The organism is Heyndrickxia coagulans 36D1 (assembly GCF_000169195.2).
GTDB classification, from domain to species: domain Bacteria; phylum Bacillota; class Bacilli; order Bacillales; family Bacillaceae_C; genus Weizmannia; species Weizmannia faecalis.
Genome location: NC_016023.1, coordinates 2544887 through 2563873, shown reverse-complemented (window position 1 = coordinate 2563873; position 18987 = coordinate 2544887). Strand labels below are relative to the sequence as shown.

Annotated in this window: 13 protein-coding genes; 7 read left to right on the top strand and 6 right to left on the bottom strand. The window is 43.9% G+C overall.

The window, feature by feature from the left end:
- Positions 1-23: 23 nt before the first annotated feature.
- The gene (locus tag BCOA_RS29290) at positions 24-977 is read left to right on the top strand and encodes a helix-turn-helix domain-containing protein (protein ID WP_014097598.1); all 954 of its coding nucleotides are present in this window, start codon (positions 24-26) and stop codon (positions 975-977) included.
- 615 nt (positions 978-1592) lie between these two features.
- Here the strand turns inward: BCOA_RS29290 and BCOA_RS29280 are convergent.
- Positions 1593-2729, bottom strand: a complete 1137-nt coding sequence (locus BCOA_RS29280) for a GntR family transcriptional regulator (protein ID WP_014097596.1) — start codon at positions 2727-2729, stop codon at positions 1593-1595.
- A gap of 415 nt (positions 2730-3144) precedes the next feature.
- Here BCOA_RS29280 and chvE point away from each other — a divergent pair, with 415 nt between their 5' ends.
- The 5 genes from chvE to BCOA_RS29255 all read left to right on the top strand — a co-directional run bounded on the left by chvE (position 3145) and on the right by BCOA_RS29255 (position 10330).
- Positions 3145-4218, top strand: coding sequence for a multiple monosaccharide ABC transporter substrate-binding protein (gene chvE, locus BCOA_RS29275; protein ID WP_014097595.1), 1074 nt, complete (start codon positions 3145-3147; stop codon positions 4216-4218).
- 120 nt (positions 4219-4338) lie between these two features.
- Positions 4339-5865: a multiple monosaccharide ABC transporter ATP-binding protein gene (gene mmsA / locus BCOA_RS29270; RefSeq protein ID WP_014097594.1), complete on the top strand. Its 1527-nt coding sequence runs from the start codon at positions 4339-4341 to the stop codon at positions 5863-5865.
- Between the two features lie 6 nt (positions 5866-5871).
- Positions 5872-7035, top strand: a complete 1164-nt coding sequence (gene mmsB, locus BCOA_RS29265; protein ID WP_017550147.1) for a multiple monosaccharide ABC transporter permease — start codon at positions 5872-5874, stop codon at positions 7033-7035.
- Positions 7036-7156: 121 nt separating this feature from the next.
- Positions 7157-8578: an L-arabinose isomerase gene (araA, locus tag BCOA_RS29260; protein WP_014097592.1), complete on the top strand. Its 1422-nt coding sequence runs from the start codon at positions 7157-7159 to the stop codon at positions 8576-8578.
- A 150-nt stretch (positions 8579-8728) separates the two neighbouring features.
- Complete coding sequence (locus tag BCOA_RS29255) at positions 8729-10330, top strand: xylulokinase (RefSeq protein ID WP_041818104.1); 1602 nt, start codon at positions 8729-8731, stop codon at positions 10328-10330.
- Positions 10331-10524: 194 nt separating this feature from the next.
- Here BCOA_RS29255 and BCOA_RS29250 read toward each other — a convergent pair whose 3' ends face one another.
- The 5 genes from BCOA_RS29250 to BCOA_RS29230 all read right to left on the bottom strand — a co-directional run bounded on the left by BCOA_RS29250 (position 10525) and on the right by BCOA_RS29230 (position 17821).
- Positions 10525-11868: a GntR family transcriptional regulator gene (locus BCOA_RS29250; RefSeq protein WP_014097590.1), complete on the bottom strand. Its 1344-nt coding sequence runs from the start codon at positions 11866-11868 to the stop codon at positions 10525-10527.
- Between the two features lie 286 nt (positions 11869-12154).
- Positions 12155-13570, bottom strand: a complete 1416-nt coding sequence (locus BCOA_RS29245) for an ISLre2 family transposase (protein WP_014097589.1) — start codon at positions 13568-13570, stop codon at positions 12155-12157.
- Between the two features lie 203 nt (positions 13571-13773).
- Entirely contained in the window at positions 13774-15825 is a 2052-nt protein-coding gene (locus BCOA_RS29240) for a methyl-accepting chemotaxis protein (protein WP_014097588.1), read from the bottom strand.
- A 222-nt stretch (positions 15826-16047) separates the two neighbouring features.
- Entirely contained in the window at positions 16048-16734 is a 687-nt protein-coding gene (locus tag BCOA_RS29235; RefSeq protein ID WP_014097587.1) for a glycerol acyltransferase, read from the bottom strand.
- On the bottom strand, positions 16727-17821 hold the full coding sequence (locus BCOA_RS29230) for a glycosyltransferase family 2 protein (protein WP_014097586.1): 1095 nt from the start codon (positions 17819-17821) through the stop codon (positions 16727-16729). The genes BCOA_RS29235 and BCOA_RS29230 overlap by 8 nt, the downstream gene beginning before the upstream one ends.
- 325 nt (positions 17822-18146) lie before the next feature.
- On the opposite strand from BCOA_RS29230, the gene BCOA_RS29225 reads away from it, so the two are divergent.
- Positions 18147-18929, top strand: a complete 783-nt coding sequence (locus BCOA_RS29225) for an SDR family oxidoreductase (RefSeq protein WP_014097585.1) — start codon at positions 18147-18149, stop codon at positions 18927-18929.
- Positions 18930-18987 lie beyond the last annotated feature (58 nt).

Here is an 18987-nt window from a genome sequence, read left to right as displayed (position 1 = left end):
CGTGGTAGGGGAGTGGTACGATTATGAATTATTCTTTTAATCTTGTTCAGCCCTTTTTGTATTATAAATGCGGGGAATTTTCAGCTGATATACCATGGAAGCATAAGGAAATGTACCATCAGGGAGACTATGAAATTATTATTTGTACGAAAGGTCCGGTTTATATCCAGGTCGGTCCCGTGCAATATGAGCTGAATGAAAATGATGTATTGCTGGTTCCGCCGTATACAAAAATGTACGGCTATAAATTGTCCAGCCAGCCTGTTAATTTTTATTGGCTCCATTTTTTTACAAAGCACAAACCTTCATTCGTTGAAGATGAAGCGCTTACCAGCTATTTATCTGGGATTGCTTCCGGAAGTTTTGTTTCATCCATTAATGACAAAGTAATTTTGCCGGATTTTTTTCACATTAACGAGGCTGGAAAAATTCTAATTTTTATGAATCAGGTGCTCGATGTTGCAAACAGCTATCACTATAGCGAACAAGAAAACGATTATTTAACTACTGCTTTTTTAATTGAACTGAGTCATACTTATCTCACACAGCTATCGGTAAACCGGCATTTTAAGAATAGCAGGGTCAGTAAGATTAAAGAATGGATTCGTGCCAATCTATCTGAAGAATTGTCTGTTGAAGATGTGGCCAGAGCCTTTCAAATTCATCCGGATTATTTAACACGCCTATTTAAGCGCAATACCCATTGCACAACATTGCAATTTATAAACGAATTAAAGATAGAAACCGCAAAGATGCTGTTGTTGCGTACCAACCTGACAGTCAGCCAGATTGCAAGTCACGCCTATTTTATAGATGAGAAAAATTTTATGCGCCGTTTTAAAAAAATGACAGGATTGACACCTACTGAGTATCGGAACGCTTATACGCACACGCATTTGAATAATCCCCGTATTGATCCGACAATACCACTTCCAAAACAATTGGAAAACAGAATAAATATCACCAAAAAGGTTTAGTCTACGGGATATACAGGTATTTCAGGATAAATCAGAAATTATTCCAGTTTATTGTGTGATGGATACATACCGTCCGGCCGTTTCAGATCATGCTTTTTAATTATAGTGGAGGCAGATGTAGTAGATCCAAGAAGTCTCCTTCGTTGATCGGGAGAAGGGACATCCAGCTGAATCGTCTGGAACTTGGATCAGTTCTTTCTATAACTACAGTATCATCACTGCGTTAAATTTGTATGCCAGTTCCGGTGGTGAAATAGCCGAGATGTTAGCTGTGTCACGGCAAGGGCAACGGGTTATATTAAACAAATAATAATTAGAATAAATGTTCACTTTGCTTATATCATTATCGTTCCGGAGATTTTTTGACCTATAAGCATAAATTGAAAACAGAGCGCCCAAGACACCGGTAATCCGGCAAGGGACGCTCTGCTTTTTGTAAGCCTTTTTGTCGTTAATTGCCATAATGCTAATTTCCCTCTTGTTTTCGAACAGCCCGCCTTTCTGCTCTTATTCCCTATGGACCACTGTTATCTTCATAAACAAAAAATGAGCTGCTTTTAGATGAGTGGGGCTATTCTGCTTATCTTGATGGTGCGAAGGAATTATGATTATTGCTTAATTTATATTTGTTTTCTCAGCGTCTTTTTCCTGCAGGGTAGAATTTCTGACAATTAAAACTGGTTCATAAATGATGGAGTTATGGCTTTTTTCATAATGGTTTTCTACTTTTTCAACTGCTGCGACGATCCATTTTGCAGCATCGATCCCCATCTGAGTTTTAGGATGTGTAACGGTAGTTAGTTTAATTTCCGAGGCAACCGCAAGATTAGAGTCATCAAACCCTGTGATAGAAATATCTTGCGGAATTTTGATGTCTAATTCTCTTAGCACTCGGATCACTTCGATTGCCATCTGATCATTGTAACAGACAATTGCAGATGGTCGTTCCTTTGTGTTCTTTAAAAACACTTTATAATCCTCAATCATTTGATTCATATTTTCTGTTGAATACGTTTTCACCATGTTTTGAAAAAAAGGCACATGGTTTTCTCTGAGCGCATTTAAATAGCCTTTCATCCGGTACACACCCTGAAGGTCGTCTGTTTTAAACAACCCGGCGATTTTACTGTGGCCTAGCCTGATCAAATGTTCAGTCACCATGTAGGTGCCTCGTTCATCGTCAACGATCAAATGAGGCGGATTCAGCTGCTGATAAAATTGATTGATCATAATATAGGGAATGTGTAGCCTTTCCAGTTCTGTATAAAAGCAAACATTTGGATTAAACCCGCTGCTTTTTGTCGGCTCTACAATGAGTCCGTCAATTTCCCTACTCATCAACGTTTCTAAACATTGTTTTTCTTTTTTTGGATCGTTATCGGTACTTGCTAAAACAAGAGAGTATCCCTTTTCTGTCAAATAGGATTCGATCCCATTCAAAATTGAAGGGAAAATATAATCGGAAATGTAGGTTGTGATGACGCCGATTGTTTTTGTATTTCCGGATGAAGGTTTTTGACGGATTTCATGAAAGTTTCTATCCGCACAAAATGTTCCGGATCCCTGCTCCGTATATAACCACCCCTCGTTTACGAGCTGCCTGATGGCTTGGCGGACAGTGTGGCGGCTGACACGAAACAGTTTAACCAACTCATTTTCTGAATATATTTTTTCTCCCGGTTTAACTTGTCCGTTCAAGATCCATTCTTTAATTTTTTCTTGTACTACAACATATTTTGGTGATTCTGCCATACGTTTCACCCTTATTGTCGTTATTTTTCTGGACTTGAATACAAGTGTCTTACTTTACTATAACAGATGCCGGCCTGATTATCTATTATCTTTAAAGGAATGCTCTGGTGCTCTTGCAGAGATCTTGTTCCGCGGTGAAGGAAATATCTGTTCTGCATTCGGAAGCATTTATTCTGCGTAACAATCCATACTGTTCAACTTTATGGAATGACCGTTTATTTGTTCGTACAAATTTTTGAAATATAATGTTGACATGTACGGATGACTATAATACACTAGGGACAAATAAGAATGCGCTTACAAAATGCGTATTTACTGAACCTAGAGGAAGGAGTGGGTTACATACCAAAAAATGTAAGCGTTGACAAAATTGAAAATTTGGTTTTCTAATCTAACTATACGAGGGGGAAACATTGTGAAAAAATGGTTTATAACGGCCTGTGCACTGATTCTTGTTTTCGTCCTAAGTGCCTGTGGAAGTTCGGGGGCAAGCTCTGGAAAAAAAGGGTATGTAGGAATAGCAATGCCGACGAAATCATCGGAACGCTGGATTAAAGATGGAAACAATATGAAAAAGCAGTTTGAAAAGATGGGCTATAAAGTCGATCTGCAATACGCCGAAGATGATGTGCAAAATCAAGTATCACAGATTGAAAACATGATCACTAAAGGGGCGAACGTCCTTGTTATTGGTGCTATTGACGGAGAAGCATTAACCGATGTTCTCAAAAAAGCGCATGACCAAAAAATTAAAGTGATTGCATACGACCGGTTAATCCGGAATACGAAATACGTAAACTACTATGCTACCTTTGATAATTACAAAGTCGGCGTTATACAAGCAAAATATATTGAAGATAAACTTGGTTTAAAACAAAATAAAGGGCCATTTAATATTGAATTATTCGGAGGATCTCCGGATGATAACAACTCGCTGTTCTTTTATAACGGCGCGATGTCCGTTCTGAATCCGTATATAAAGTCCGGAAAACTTAAAGTGTTAAGCGGCCAGACGAAGTTCAACCAAATTGCAACGCTTCGGTGGGATGGGGCAACGGCACAATCCCGGATGGATAATATTTTAAGTGCCAAATATACAAATGCAAAAGTAGATGCAGTGCTCTCTCCATATGATGGAATCAGCATTGGCGTGATTTCATCCTTGAAGAGTGTCGGCTATGGTTCAAAAGACAAACCGATGCCAGTGATTACTGGGCAGGATGCAGAGTTGGCTTCTGTAAAATCGATCATCAAGGGTGAACAAACCCAAACCGTATTTAAAGATACAAGAAAATTGGCAAAACAGACAGTGAAAATGGTTGATCAGATGCTGAATGACAAGAAAGTGGATGTCAATGATACAAAAACATATGACAATGGCGTAAAAGTTGTTCCATCTTATCTTTTGGATCCTGTTTCTGTTGATAAATCCAATTATAAAAAGGTGTTGGTTGACAGCGGTTACTATAAAACAAGCGAATTGAAATAATATTTGGCAATGGGCTTTCCATTTAGAATGGCGTCCTGGAACAGGCGGATCAAACAGTCGTGATAACAGGTACGGTTTTCTTTTTGGAATGCCCTTTTCTGTATAACGGGGGTGAATCAATTGGCTGAATATATATTGGAAATGAACGACATTACAAAAGAATTTCCTGGGGTTAAAGCACTTGATAATGTGAATTTAAAAGTAAAAAAAGGCGAAATTCATGCCCTGTGCGGTGAAAATGGCGCAGGAAAATCAACCCTCATGAAAGTATTAAGCGGTGTTTACCCTTATGGAACGTATTCGGGAGACATCTTATTTAATGGAGAAATTTGCCAATTTAAGGATATAAAGCAAAGTGAGGCTCTGGGAATTGTCATTATTCATCAGGAATTAGCGCTTATCCCCGATCTTTCAATTGCTGAAAACATTTTTTTGGGCAATGAAAGGGCAAAAAATGGCGTGATTAATTGGGCAGAAACATTTATTCAAACTGAAACGTTATTGAAAAAAGTCGGTCTGAATGAATCACCAGATACATTAATCCGCAACATTAGCGTCGGAAAACAGCAGTTGGTTGAAATCGCAAAAGCTTTGTCAAAAGAAGTAAAACTGCTGATTTTAGACGAGCCTACCTCCGCTTTAAACGAGACGGAAAGTGAAAACTTGCTTTCCCTTATTTTGGAGTTTAAGGAACAAGGCATTACTTCTATTATTATTTCACATAAATTAAATGAAATTATGAAAATTTCTGATTCCATTACGATATTGCGGGATGGCAAAACCATTGAAACGCTAAATGTAAAAAAAGATAACATAACGGAAGACCGGCTCATTCGCGGAATGGTGGGAAGAGATTTAACGCATCGCTTTCCTGATCATACACCAAAAATAGCTGAAACCATTTTGGAAATTAAAAATTGGACCGTTTGGAACCCTGCCAACCCGGAACAAAAAGTTGTTGATCATGCAAATATTACAGTAAGAAGAGGAGAGATTGTAGGAATTGCGGGTTTAATGGGAGCTGGCAGAACCGAGATGGCGATGAGTATTTTTGGACGGTCATATGGAAAGAAAATGGAAGGACAAATAATCAAAGATAACAAACCGATTGAAATCAAGTCGGTTCAGGATGCAATACGCCATGGTTTTGCCTATGTAACGGAAGACCGGAAAAATCTTGGTCTTAACTTGATCTCAAGCTTGAAAGAAAATATGACGCTGGCGAATCTAAGAAAAATTTCCAACAAATCGGTAATCGACGAGGGAAAAGAGATTGTAAGTGTTGAGGAGCTACGTAAAAAGCTGAGGATCAAGTCTTCCAATGTGATGCAACTGGTTGGGAATTTGAGCGGTGGCAATCAACAGAAGGTTTTGCTGAGTAAATGGGTCTTTACCGAACCGGACATCTTGATTTTAGATGAACCAACCAGGGGTATTGATGTCGGTGCGAAATATGAAATCTACACCATTATTCATCAACTGGCTGATCAGGGGAAAGGCATCATTCTCATTTCATCAGAACTTCCGGAGTTACTGGGAATGGCCGACCGGATTTACACCATGAACAAAGGAAAAATTACCGGGGAAGTCTTAAAAGAAGAGGCAAATCAGGAAATTTTAATGAAATATATGACGAAAGTTGGGTGACCTCAAATGGATTCTATCCTTCAAATGATGAAAAAAAACATGAGACAGTATGGCATGTTTATTGCGCTTGTTCTGATTATGGTTCTTTTTCAAGTAATTACGGACGGGATCTTGTTAAGGCCGTTAAACATTACCAATCTTGTTATGCAGAACAGTTATGTATTGATACTGGCCATTGGTATGGTCCTCATCATTATTGCCGGCCATATTGATTTATCTGTCGGTTCCGTTGTAGCTTTCATCGGAGCAATATCTGCTGTCCTGTCCATACACATGCATCTGCCGACAATTGTTGTTTTTGTCATTTCTTTAGCAATTGGTGCATGCATTGGTGCCTGGCAGGGATTTTGGGTTGCCTACGTAAAAATTCCGGCATTTATTGTGACGTTAGCTGGAATGCTCGTTTTTCGGGGCCTGACGATGCTGATTCTTAAAGGCGAATCACTAGCCCCTTTTCCGAGAAACTTCCAACTTGTCAGTTCTGGTTTTATCCCGGATGTTTTTAAAGGAAGCTCCTTAAATATTTTGACCATCGCGGTCGGGCTGTTATGTACAGTTGCCTATATCTTCATTGAATTAAATGGAAGAAAAAAGCAGAAAAAATATCAGTTGCAAACAACATCGGGACCGTTGTTCGTTGCTAGAATTATTGTTATTGCATGTTTGATTAATGTATTTTCGTACATTTTTGCGACGTACGAAGGAATCCCTTACATTTTGGTAATCTTAATAGCCTTAATTCTTGCTTACTCATTTGTTATGAAAAGAACAACAATGGGTAGACAGGTATATGCAATTGGCGGTAATGCAAATGCAGCGAGTTTATCAGGGATCAAAACACCACGCGTAACATTTTGGATTTTTGTAAATATGGGCGTGCTTGCCGCATTGACGGGATTAATTGTTGCAGCCCGTCTAAATGCAGCAACGCCAAAAGCGGGAACGAACTTTGAACTTGATGCCATTGCAGCCTGTTTTATCGGCGGAGCTTCTGCTTATGGAGGAATTGGCACAGTCGGCGGAGCAATCGTAGGTGCGCTCGTAATGGGAGTGATGAACAATGGTATGTCCATTCTTGGCCTTGGCATAGATTGGCAACAAACGATTAAGGGCCTTGTCTTGCTTCTTGCTGTTGCGTTTGATGTTTATAACAAAAATAAAGCGGTTTAAAAAGAAATTGGCGCAAGGCTGTGCAAGTTTGCCTTGCCTCAATTATGTACCTTTAAGTACGTAAATGCCTATTAAGCACAAACAAAATAAATGTCTTGTACATTCCAGGGAGGAAAACAGCATGTTGAAAATAAAAGATTACGAGTTTTGGTTTATCGTCGGAAGCCAGCATTTATACGGCAAAGAAACGCTGGATGCTGTAAAGGAAGATGCGGAAAAAATCATTAATGAAATCAATGCAAGCGGCAAGCTACCATACCCGATCGTATTTAAAACGGTTGCCACAACAGCCGACAGTATCACGCAGGTTATGAAAGAAGTCAACTATAACGACAATGTTGCCGGTGTCATCACCTGGATGCACACATTCTCGCCTGCGAAAAACTGGATCAGGGGAACGAAACTGTTGCAAAAACCTTTGCTTCATCTGGCTACACAATTTCTGGACCATATCCCGTGGGAAACGATCGACATGGATTACATGAACCTGCATCAAAGTGCTCATGGCGACCGGGAATACGGATTTATCAATGCGAGACTGAACAAAAATAACAAAATCGTTGTCGGCCACTGGAAAGATGAAAAGGTCCAAACCCAAATCGGGCAATGGATGGATGTTGCTGTTGCTTTCAATGAAAGCTTTAACATTAAAGTAGCGAGATTCGGCGACAACATGCGCAATGTCGCAGTCACGGACGGCGATAAAATCGAAGCACAAATTCAGTTCGGCTGGACGGTGGACTATTACGGCATTGGTGACCTTGTTGCGGAAATGAAAGAAGTCACTGATCAGGAAATAGAGGCCGTTTGTGCGGAATGCCAGGAAAAATATGAATTGGTGGTTGGAAACAATGACCCGGCCTATTTTGAAGACCATGTGAAAGAGCAAATCCGGATTGAAATTGCCTTGCGCAAATTCCTTGACCGTGGCGGGTACACAGCATTTACTACAAATTTTGAAGATTTGTGGGGCATGAAACAGCTTCCGGGGATGGCGGTCCAACGGCTGAATGCGGAAGGTTACGGTTTTGCCGGTGAAGGGGACTGGAAAACAGCCGCACTCGACCGGTTGGTGAAAATCATGGCACATAACGAAAAAACGGGCTTTATGGAAGATTATACGTACAATCTGGTAAAAGGCCATGAAGAAATACTGGGTTCCCACATGCTTGAAGTAGACCCGACTTTGGCAAGCGGCAAAATCAGGGTAGAAGTCCATCCATTAGGCATCGGGGACCGTGAAGACCCTGCACGGCTCGTCTTCGATGGCACGGATGGAGACGCTGTAAATCTTACGGTTTCTGATTTTGGTGACCAGTTTAAACTCGTTATGTATGAAGTGGATGGAAAAAAACCGGCTGAAGCAGCGCCGAAACTGCCTGTCGCACGCCAGCTTTGGACACCGAAACCAGGTTTTTATGAAGGGGTCCAAAAATGGATTGAAAACGGCGGCGGACATCATACTGTCCTGTCGTTCGCAGTCACTGCTGAGCAAATTGAAGATTTTGCGAAAATGGTTGGCCTTAAAACTGTAAAAATTTGAATTTAGCAGTAAACAAATAAAAAGATGCACTTCTTTAACAATTTGCCACAACGATTAGGGAGGCCGGAAAAAAATAATCCGCAGTACCGGTGTCCGGCAGAGCCAGGGCTAGGAAGAGGTAATGATTTTAAGACTTGGGAAGTGAAAAAAATGAATTTAATCGAAACTTCACAGGCAATTCAGCAGGGAAATGTTTCTCTCGGCATCGAACTGGGGTCAACCCGGATAAAGGCCGTACTTGTCACGGACGATTTTGAAACAATCGCATCCGGCGGCTATGTTTGGGAAAACAAATTTGAAAACGGCATCTGGACGTATTCGTTGGAAGAAGTGTGGGAAGGGATTCAAAGAAGCTATGCCCAAATTGCGGCGGACGTCCAGGGGAAATACCATACCACTTTGACAAAAATCAGTGCCATCGGTGTAAGCGCTATGATGCACGGATATTTGGCTTTCGCAGAAAACGGAGAGCTGCTCATGCCTTTCCGGACATGGCGTAATAACATCACCGAACAAGCGGCGGATGAATTGACTGGACGATTTCAATTTAATATTCCGCAACGATGGAGCATTGCCCACCTTTACCAGGCGATTTTAAACCAGGAGCCCCATGTAAAGGATATTCGCTTTATCACCACGTTGGCCGGTTATGTACACTGGAAATTAGCCGGAGAAAAGGTGTTAGGGATTGGCGATGCATCCGGTGTTTTTCCGGTGGATGAAGAGACAGGTACCTATCGGAAAGATTTTCTTGATACGTTTGACCGGCTTGAAAATGTGACGCCCTACCCATGGCATATCAGGGAGGTCTTGCCAAAAGTATTAAAAGCCGGCGAATATGCGGGTACTTTAACAACCGAAGGAGCGGCATTATTGGATGTAAACGGAAATCTTCAGGCAGGCAGTTTGATGGCTCCGCCTGAGGGGGATGCCGGAACCGGGATGGTGTGCACAAACAGTGTGCGCAAACGGACCGGAAATATATCCGTCGGCACCTCGGCATTTTCGATGATTGTGCTGGATCAGCCGCTTGAAAAAGTGTACCGGGATATTGATATTGTCACAACGCCGAGCGGGGCGCCCGTGGCGATGGTCCATATCAACAACTGCTCGTCTGACATTAATGCATGGGCAAACCTGTTTAAACAATTTGCTGAACGACTCGGTGTTGACTTGCCGGCGGACCGTTTATATGAAACGCTATTTTTGGTGGCTGCAAAAGCGGATCCGGATGCAGGCGGCTTGCTCAATTACAGTTATTTGTCAGGTGAAAACATTACAAAAATGCCGGCCGGGCGCCCGCTGTTTGTCAGGAAACCGGACAGTGCCTTTACATTGGCAAATTTTGTCCAGGCCCAGTTATATGCAGCATTTGCGCCGCTTAAAATCGGGATGGATATTTTGAAAAATGAAGAAGGAATCAAAACGGATGTCCTGATTGCCCAGGGCGGCCTGTTTAAAACACCGGTCATTGGCCAGCAAGTATTGGCCAATGCATTAAATACGCCGATTACGGTGATGAGCACTGCCGGTGAAGGCGGCGCCTGGGGGATGGCCGTGCTCGCGGTTTATGCAAAATCCGGAAACGGGAAGCAAAGCCTGGAAGACTTTTTGGACCAAAACGTGTTCACCCATCCCGAAAGCATGACGTTAAGCCCGGAACCTGAAGGCGTTTCAGGGTATGAAGCCTTTATAAAAAGATATGAGGCGGGCTTGCCGGTTGAGTCGATGGCTGTAAAGTCGATTGGATAGCAGAAGGCGACGGCATACAATAGAAGCATAACCAACAGGGCTTGCCATTTAGCAAGCCCTGTTGACTTTATACCGGATCCGGCTGCTTCAGAATATCTGACTACCGGAATCATGATCTATTAAAGGCAGATATCATTACAAAAACTTTTGGCCTATTCATAAGTTGTTTTCGAAAAAAGGCAGAATCCATGATATTACTCATCGTTATCACAGATTGCTTTCTCCTCCCTATTTTTTTCCGTCCAATTGTCATTTGAATGATCAAGCGGCTTTACTGAATCCCTTTTTACCAATTCTGGTTCATATATTTTTGAGGTGACTGGTTGCTTATTAAGCATATCAATGATCATTTTACCAGCATCAAGCCCCATCTTTTCCTGCGGATGGCGAACAGTCGTCAATGCCGGATTGATAAACTTTGAAAACTGGTAATCATCAACTCCAATAACGGAGAGATCTTTTGGTACGTTCAGACCGATTTCTTTGACAAAATTCATGACTTGAATGGCCAGTTGATCGTTGTAGCAAACAATTGCAGTCGGAGCAAACTCAGGGCGCGACAGTATTGTATGAAGTTTTTTAAACAGATTGATTTTGTTTTCCTCTGTCTGGTACATCATGATTTCACCCATATTCGAAATCTCAGGGTGCTTCTGAAAAGCTTTGATGTAACCGTTCATTCGATGTATACCTTGCTTATCGTCCACTTTAAAAATCCCGACAATTTTTTTATGCCCCAGGGAGATTAAATAATCTGTGACCATTTCGCCGGTTTTTAGATCATCCATGACCAAGTACGGGATATTCATGTCATCGTAAACCGCATTAATAAACAGCATTGGAATGCCCAGTGATTTGATGTTGTCGTAAATGCTTTTATTGGTATTGCTCAATGCGCTTTTTGTCGGTTCAATGATTAATCCGGAAATTTTATTTGACAATAAATTGGACAAACTTTTCCGCTCTTTCTCCGGATTGTTTTGTGTGTTGGTAATCAAGATGGAATATCCATAGTTTGATACATAGTTATCAATTCCCGTGATGATATTTGGAAAAATATAATCGGATATATAAGTTGTAATCAAACCGATTGTTTTATTTTTCATGACGGTTTGGGGTTTGCCTTTCCAATCGTCAACAAAAATCCCCCCGCCCTGAATACGGTAAACGAAATTTTCTTTCTCCAGCTCATCAATTGCACGCCTTACTGTAAACCGGCTTACCTGGTACATTTCCATTAGTTCTGATTCGGTTGGCAATTTTTCACTTACTTTGTACTCTTCCGTTAAAATTTTTTCTCTAATATCCTGCTTAATTTTTTCGTATTTTTTGCTCATATTCATGTAAGTTTCCTTTTCTAGTATTGAAGAACTTAGCAAATCAGCAATGATTGTTACGTACATATCCGGCAAAAAAATAAAATTTGTGATCTGGGTGGCCACGGTGGCGTAATCCAGTTTCCTTTCGATATTTGTACGTATCATTATAACACGAATGCCCTTGCACAGGAAGAGGACTAAAAAACCGGTATGTGTCAAGTTTTTCTCGACAAGGTTTAAATATCGGGTATTCCAAGACACTCTTTTTGTACACTTTCGGCTACCGTGCTTTACTTGCTCGGTGTAATTTTCGGAAAAGATGTAATATTTCCGTATAAAGATGGATAACGGGGATGTTGAGGCGCGCGAAATTCACTCGCTTTCCGCGGGCGGCCGGCGAGCCTCCTCGCTCGTACCTCGCTGCGGGGTCTCTCCTGGCTCGCTTTTCCCGCAGGAGTCTCGTAAATTTCGCGCGCCTCAACGATCAGTCCCCACTGAGCCAGGCTTAAAACGAAAGCTCTAATATTTTGCTTAAATGTCCCATTGCCGATGAACTGCTTGAATGCAGGGCAACTGATCCGTGCTTTACGCCCACTGACGGGCGTACAGGCTGCTTGAGTAGTTGAGACATCCTGATGGATTGTTTCAAGTTCCGTTGCTTTCTCTCGCTTCTTGAACGGTGTTTCAGATAGGCTTCTCTCAATGTCCCCTTGAGTATGCCTTGTTTGATTTTCACCATGGCTTCTGCGCCAAGTTCACTCCAATGCATGCCCCTTTTTTTCATCCTGAAGGAGATATGCCTTTGATTCGATTCCATCGCTCCTAGGCCTCTCGCACCTTCCGGCACGTTTTTCACCCTGTCCCTCCAGTCAAAAATGCGGTCCCAGTTTTTCAAGATATACGAACGGAATTCCTTGATTTTCTTGAGGGCCTTTTTATCCGTCAAGGTGCTTTCGTGCGTATCCAAATATAACGTGAATTGGTCCAGGTCATGCGTTCTAATCGATTTTCTAATTTGCTCCTTGATCTCGCTCTTTCCGCCCCCAAATGTCCTTATGATGGCTTGTGCAACGTGGTAGGTATCCAGCTGGTTGAGCACCGGAAATTCCGACTGTGAGAATGCTGTTTGAAACCGTTCAGCTGTGTACCCAGCACCTCCATCACTGTTTGTAATGACTTGCGCTTTTTCGAGGGAATAGGTGTTGGCAGCTGTGGCTTGGACTTCATCCCAAAATGTCTGAATGTCTTCCGTCGTCATGATGACTGTGGGCTGACGCAGGGAGACCCTTTTTCCATTGGTTTCCCATCCCTCATAGAGAATGGCGTGGTGGACTTCCATACTCTGTTTCTTTTTTAGTCCCCGAACGAATACACCATCTGCTTCAGAAAACAGGTAGTCTACCTTCTTCCCCTCAGGCAGGGAAACAGCTATTTCTAGCTCTTCTACAAGTGCCTTATCGGCTTCCGCCTGAGTTTTCCCTACGTGTTTTACCATGTTCCCTACAGTTGTGTGACTAAGACTCACTGCTGTCCACTCTTTTAAAATATCAGCTACTTCCCGATAGGTGTTCTCACTTGCCAACTCTGCCACCTTTAATTCCACTAACGGGCTGTATCGTTGGTGTGGTACCAGCCCTAACCATTCATCCAGAGGATAATGGGAATTTCCTCTCTTGTCATGCATTAATGAGCGTTTAAAGGTCACACTTCCAAATAGAAACTGAATGTTTCTGTTATCACTCCGGCAGTACACCCAGCCCTCCTCTAACTTCTCCTGTTTAATTATTTTATCTAACTCTTCAAATATTTCCCCAACCCATTGTGTAAAAGCCTTCTGCATCAGAATTTTAATTTGTTCTTCAAATTCCATAAGACTCTTTGTACCCTTTAATAATCCAGCAATTATTGATATAATATCCATGGGAAGACCTCTCTCTAGATGTTCATTCAAGGTGTACATTTAGATGATAGAGTGTCTTCCCATTTTTTTCCACTCATTTGCCCCTTCGAGTAAAATTTTACACATACAAAAACCGTCTGTTATTCCCGTAATGTATTTTATTCATCTGGATGCAGCAGGCAAAAATCAGGGAGTGCAAGCACGGCTTTCACTCCCCTCCTGTATCATTTTTTAATTGTAAACTCCCCAATCTCCCTCTCCAGTTCCTCCGTGAGGGTGAACAGTTTTTCTGTGTAGCGGGAGAGTTCGCCGGCTGAGGCGGCTTGTTCTTCCATGGAAGATGAAATTTCTTCTGAAGCGGCGGCAGTTTGCTGGGAAACGGCGGACAGGTCTTCAATCATTTGGACAACGGCATCTTTTTGCTCCCCGATCGAGCGGATCGATTCAGCTTCCTGTTTAATTGAGCTGAGCATCTTCTCCAATCCTTCGGCCAAAACGGCAATCGAAGTGCTCACGGAGTTGACCGCTTTTTTCTGCCCGGTGCTGATTTCATTTGTTTCCCCCACGACGTCCACCAGTTCTTTCATGTCTTGGAGCACGTCCGCAATCGTTGCCCGGATATCTTTTGCCGACTGTTTCGACTGCTCGGCCAGACTGCGCACTTCATTGGCCACTACGGCAAATCCTTTCCCGTTTTCACCGGCGCGCGCCGCTTCAATCGAGGCATTTAATGACAATAGATTCGTCTGTTCTGCGATTTGCGTGATCACATCCGCGACTTGTGCGATTGATTTCGATTTTTCATTCAGCCCGGCCATCATCGATGTGACTCTTTCAAAAGCCTGTTCCAGTTTTTGATAAGAGGCTTCGAGATTATCGACCTGTTTCGTACCGGATTTGATCTCTGTTTCTGCTTGATCCACCGCGCTTTCAATGACCTGCGATTGTGCGGCGAGTTTTTCGATTTCGCCGCCCAAATCGCGCATTGCATTTGATCCGGTTTCAATATGATCGGACTGGTTGGCTGCGCCTGCCGCGATATCTTCCACCGCCTTAGAAACATCCGTCACAGCCGCTTCATTTTCTTTTGTCACCGTACGAAGGCCGGCAGTGGACTTGTTCACGGCGTCGACACTGTCCCTCACTTTTGCAATCAGGCTGCGCATATTGTGAAGCATGGCGTTGTAACTTTTGGCCAGTTCCCCGATCTCATCATTGGAGCGGAACGCAAACGCTGTAACCAGATCCCCTTCCGCCGTTTTGGCCAGGACTTGCTGCAAGTTTTTGATAATCTTCACGAGCCGGCCGGCAATCAACACAGCAAAGACAATGCCGATTAAAAGCCCGATCCCGATTGAAAGAAGGCCCATCTTCTTTATTTTGCCAATCTGGGCGCTGAACTCGGACTGCGGGTTAAACGAGGCTACTTTCCAGCCGGTTTTCGGGATCGTTGTGGCATAGACATCATACCCTGCCCCGTTCCAGTGAAAAGTTGCGGCCGCCGTCTTTTGGCTATAAATTTTTTCGGCAAAAGCGAAATCTTTTTCGAGTCGGGTGCTGCTTTCAATATCTTTTACCCCTTCTACTTTTCCGCTGTTTGCCGGCCTGGCATTTTTCCCGTCGCCGTTTTTTAAAAACGACGTCACGATCACGCCCTTCGCATCAAAAATCGCAAGTTTGTTGTTTGAATCGTGTTCGATGTCTGCCCGGATCTTGCCCATTTCGGATAAATTGATGTCATATCCGACGGCGCCGGCCATCCTCCCGCCGGAAAAAACCGGCGCGACAACAGACGTCATAATGGCGCCTGTCACCTTGTCTTTATAAATATCCATCCACTGAAGTTGCGGCTTTTTCTGCAAATAGCGGTATGTATTCGTATTGCGCACATCCAGATTAAGTTTTGCATACGGGGAAATATGGAGTTTCCCGGTCTGGAAATCCATATAATAAGCGGAAGCGAGTTGCTTATTCCGTGTCTGGACCGATTTGATTTCAGCTTCAATGTCCTGCATCTTGTTTTTCCGCTGGAGATCCGTTTCGACAAGGCCGGCCAGCTCGTCAAGTGACGTTTCGTATTTTGCAAGCCCTGCTTCGACCTGCGATGCCGCTTCATTTGCGACCATTTGGTTGACGCCGCGGTTTTTCGTTTTTAACAGATGGCTTGTGGTGGCATATTCCAGTCCGACCGTCGCCAAAATGGATATCAAAATGGCGGCGCAAATCAGGCCGCCCCATTTGACGGTGAGCGGAATGAATTTCTTTTGCTTTTTCAATGCTGTCTCCCCTTCGTTGTACATTCTCACTTATTAGGTATCGGAACCATCCCGCAAAAGCTTTAGGCAAAGGCTTGAATTCGTTGTTTTTGAAAGTTTTTGATATTGGGGGCTGGCCCGGCTTTAGGACCAAAGCCGAAACGGAAGGCATCTATAGCGACGGAACAGAATTCATTTTGCAGTAAAAAACGGCGGAGCATGCCCCTGCCGTTTTTTTGCCTGCTATTCGCCGTACTGCGCTGCGAGCCGGTTCAATGCCTTGTGCAATTTTTCATATACCACTTCCTTCTCCGTCCGGAAATCTTCCCCTTCCCGGAAAAAAACCGGCGTGCCTGTAACAAGCAATCGTTTCGTCTTGCTGGCGTACAAAGGGACAAACTGGACGTGGCGGCCGGTTGCTTTGTAAAAATATTTTTCCAAATACAGGAAACCCTCGTACATCCCTTTTACACCCGCCGCGTTGTCTGTGTAGTCAATATCGGGATAAATGGCGATGCTCTCCCCGTTCTTTAATGCTTCGACGCTTTCCTGAAACGTCCGGATGATTTTGCGCGAGCTCCGGAAAACGGGAATGCCTCTCCCGGATTTCAGCAGCTTCGTGATTCCGAATGACAGAAAAAAGGCGGCCGGGTTCGCCAAAGCCCGCGGCAAGCCGAATCTTTTTGTGAACGTGTAATCGGCGTATTGCCTGCTGCAAGATTTTCGGTCAAGAAAAACGTGCAAAATCCAGGTGCGGATAAATTCCGGATACCAAAGCAATGTAACAAACGGGCCGAATAAATTGCGATGATGTGAAACATAAACAGCCGGTCCGGCAATTTCCCCGGAAATTTGCGCTTTGTAGGACGGATAAACGAAACGTACAAGTTGGCGCACTGATTTAAAAAATAGTCCGTAACCTTTAGCCATGGCGCCTCTCCCCTGCCAGTTGCCCATATTCCGGATAGCCGGAAAAAATCCCCCAATGAAGCTGGAGCTGGTAGAAGAAAAGGGCAAGAAAAAGGCTTGCAATCGTTTTTGCCAGCACGGGATCAAATTGAAGCAGACCGGATCCGGCTTCGATGAATAAGAAAGAGACCACGATGAACAACAGGCATGCCATCAAGTACCGGACTAAAAATCGTTTCCATTTTAAAAGCCTGTATTTGACCATAAGAAAGACGGCAAAGGCAACCACCTGTGAGGCAGCAGTGGCCGCGAGCACTTTCCATACATGCGGAATCCCTGCCAGGACATACCGGTATAAAAGCGAGAAACTGAGTATATCTGCGATTAAAAAGATCAGTGCGGGAAAAGCATAATAAAAAAGCCCGGATATGATTTTACGGAAGATTTTCAACGAATCTTTAACCGGCCGGTAATGGGTACCTTCGTTGCGGTTAAAATAAATGGTGCGGATCGGCACTTCCCGGATTTTTACGTTCATTTTTCTCGCATAAATGAGCATGTTCATTTCATACTCAAACCGTTCGCCTTTCAGCGCCAGCAGCCAGCCGAGCTCCTGCTTCGGGATGCCGCGCAAGCCTGTCTGCGTATCGCCGATCTCTGCGCCGTACAGGGCTTTAAAGAGAAAGCTTGTCAAACGATTGCCGAACCGGCTTTTGGGCGGCACATGCTCCAGGCTGAAATCGCGTGCGCCAAGAATGATGCTATGCGGATTTTGCCGGAGGCTTGCTGCCATTTTTTCAACATCTTCCGGACTGTGCTGGCCGTCACAATCTGCTGTGACCACACCGGAAAGGCTGCCGTGATGCGCCAAAATATGGGCAAAAGCTGTTTTCAGCGCACGCCCCTTCCCGCGGTTCGCCGGATGATGGAGCACGGTGCATCTCTCTTTTTGCGACAGCATCTGAAAAATCGGCGCACATGCCGGACTGCTTCCATCGTCCACGACAATAATCCGCGCCGCTCCTTTTGCGAGCAGGCGATCGGCATAATGGACGAGCTGCGCTTCCGGATTCAGTGCCGGAATGACAACGGCGACATTTCCGATCATATCATCCAACCCCCTTTTAAACCAATCTGTCTAGAAAAATATTCTATTTTTATCTTACATGGAAAAGAGGAGAAAAACAAAGAACCGGCATTGTTCCGGTGCATGGAAACGGCCGTTTTTCCGAACGCCAATGCCTTACCCTAAACAGCAGCGCATACCATTTGGCCTAGGAAAACACCCAATCGAATGTTCCCCTTCTTCCATTTTGACCCCTTCGTCATGCTTTTCCGGCAAAGCCCGGCTTCTCTTTTCGAGCCTGTCTGTTACAAACAGTTGAAGAACGGGTAAACTACTGTCGTATTCCATCGGAGAGGAGTAAGTGAAGATGAGATTGAAAGATAAAGTAGCGATTATAACCGGCGGCGGTTCCGGCATCGGGGAAGCGTCCGCCTTGAAACTTGCTGCAGAAGGCGCAAAAGTTTGCGTAATGGATATTGAACAGAAACGGGCGGATGAGGTCAAAAGACGGATTGAACAAAATGGCGGGGAAGCGATGGCTTTGGAAGTCGATGTCACTGATCCGGAACAGGTGAAAACGGCTGTTGACAAGACAGTCAGGGAATGGGACCGGCTTGATATCGTATTCTCGAATGCCGGCATTAACGGGACCGTGGCACCGATTGAAGACTTGACCCCGGATGACTGGGAAAAAACGTTGTCGACCAATTTAAAAGGGACTTTTCTCCTCACAAAATATGCCATCCCGCATATGAAAAATAGGGGCGGCAGTATCATCATCACGAGCTCGATCAACGGCAACCGCATTTTTTCGAACATCGGCATGTCCGCTTACAGCAGTTCAAAAGCCGGGCAGGTAGCGTTTATGAAAATGGCAGCTTTGGAACTTGCCCGCTATAAAATCCGGGTCAATGCCGTTTGCCCGGGAGCGATTGAAACAAAAATTGAGCAAAATACGAACCGTACGGAAGAACTGGAAAAGGTGCAAATTCCGATTGAATTTCCTGAAGGCGACCAGCCGCTTTCCGGAAGGCCGGGAAAACCGGAAGAAGTTGCCGATCTTGTTTTGTTCCTTGCATCGGACGATTCCAGCCATATCAGCGGCACAGACATCTATATCGACGGGACGGAATCGCTGCTGCGGGGATAAATGGATTTTTCACACCAGCTGGCGGGCCTACGGGGTCCTAGCGTTTGCCGGGTGAATC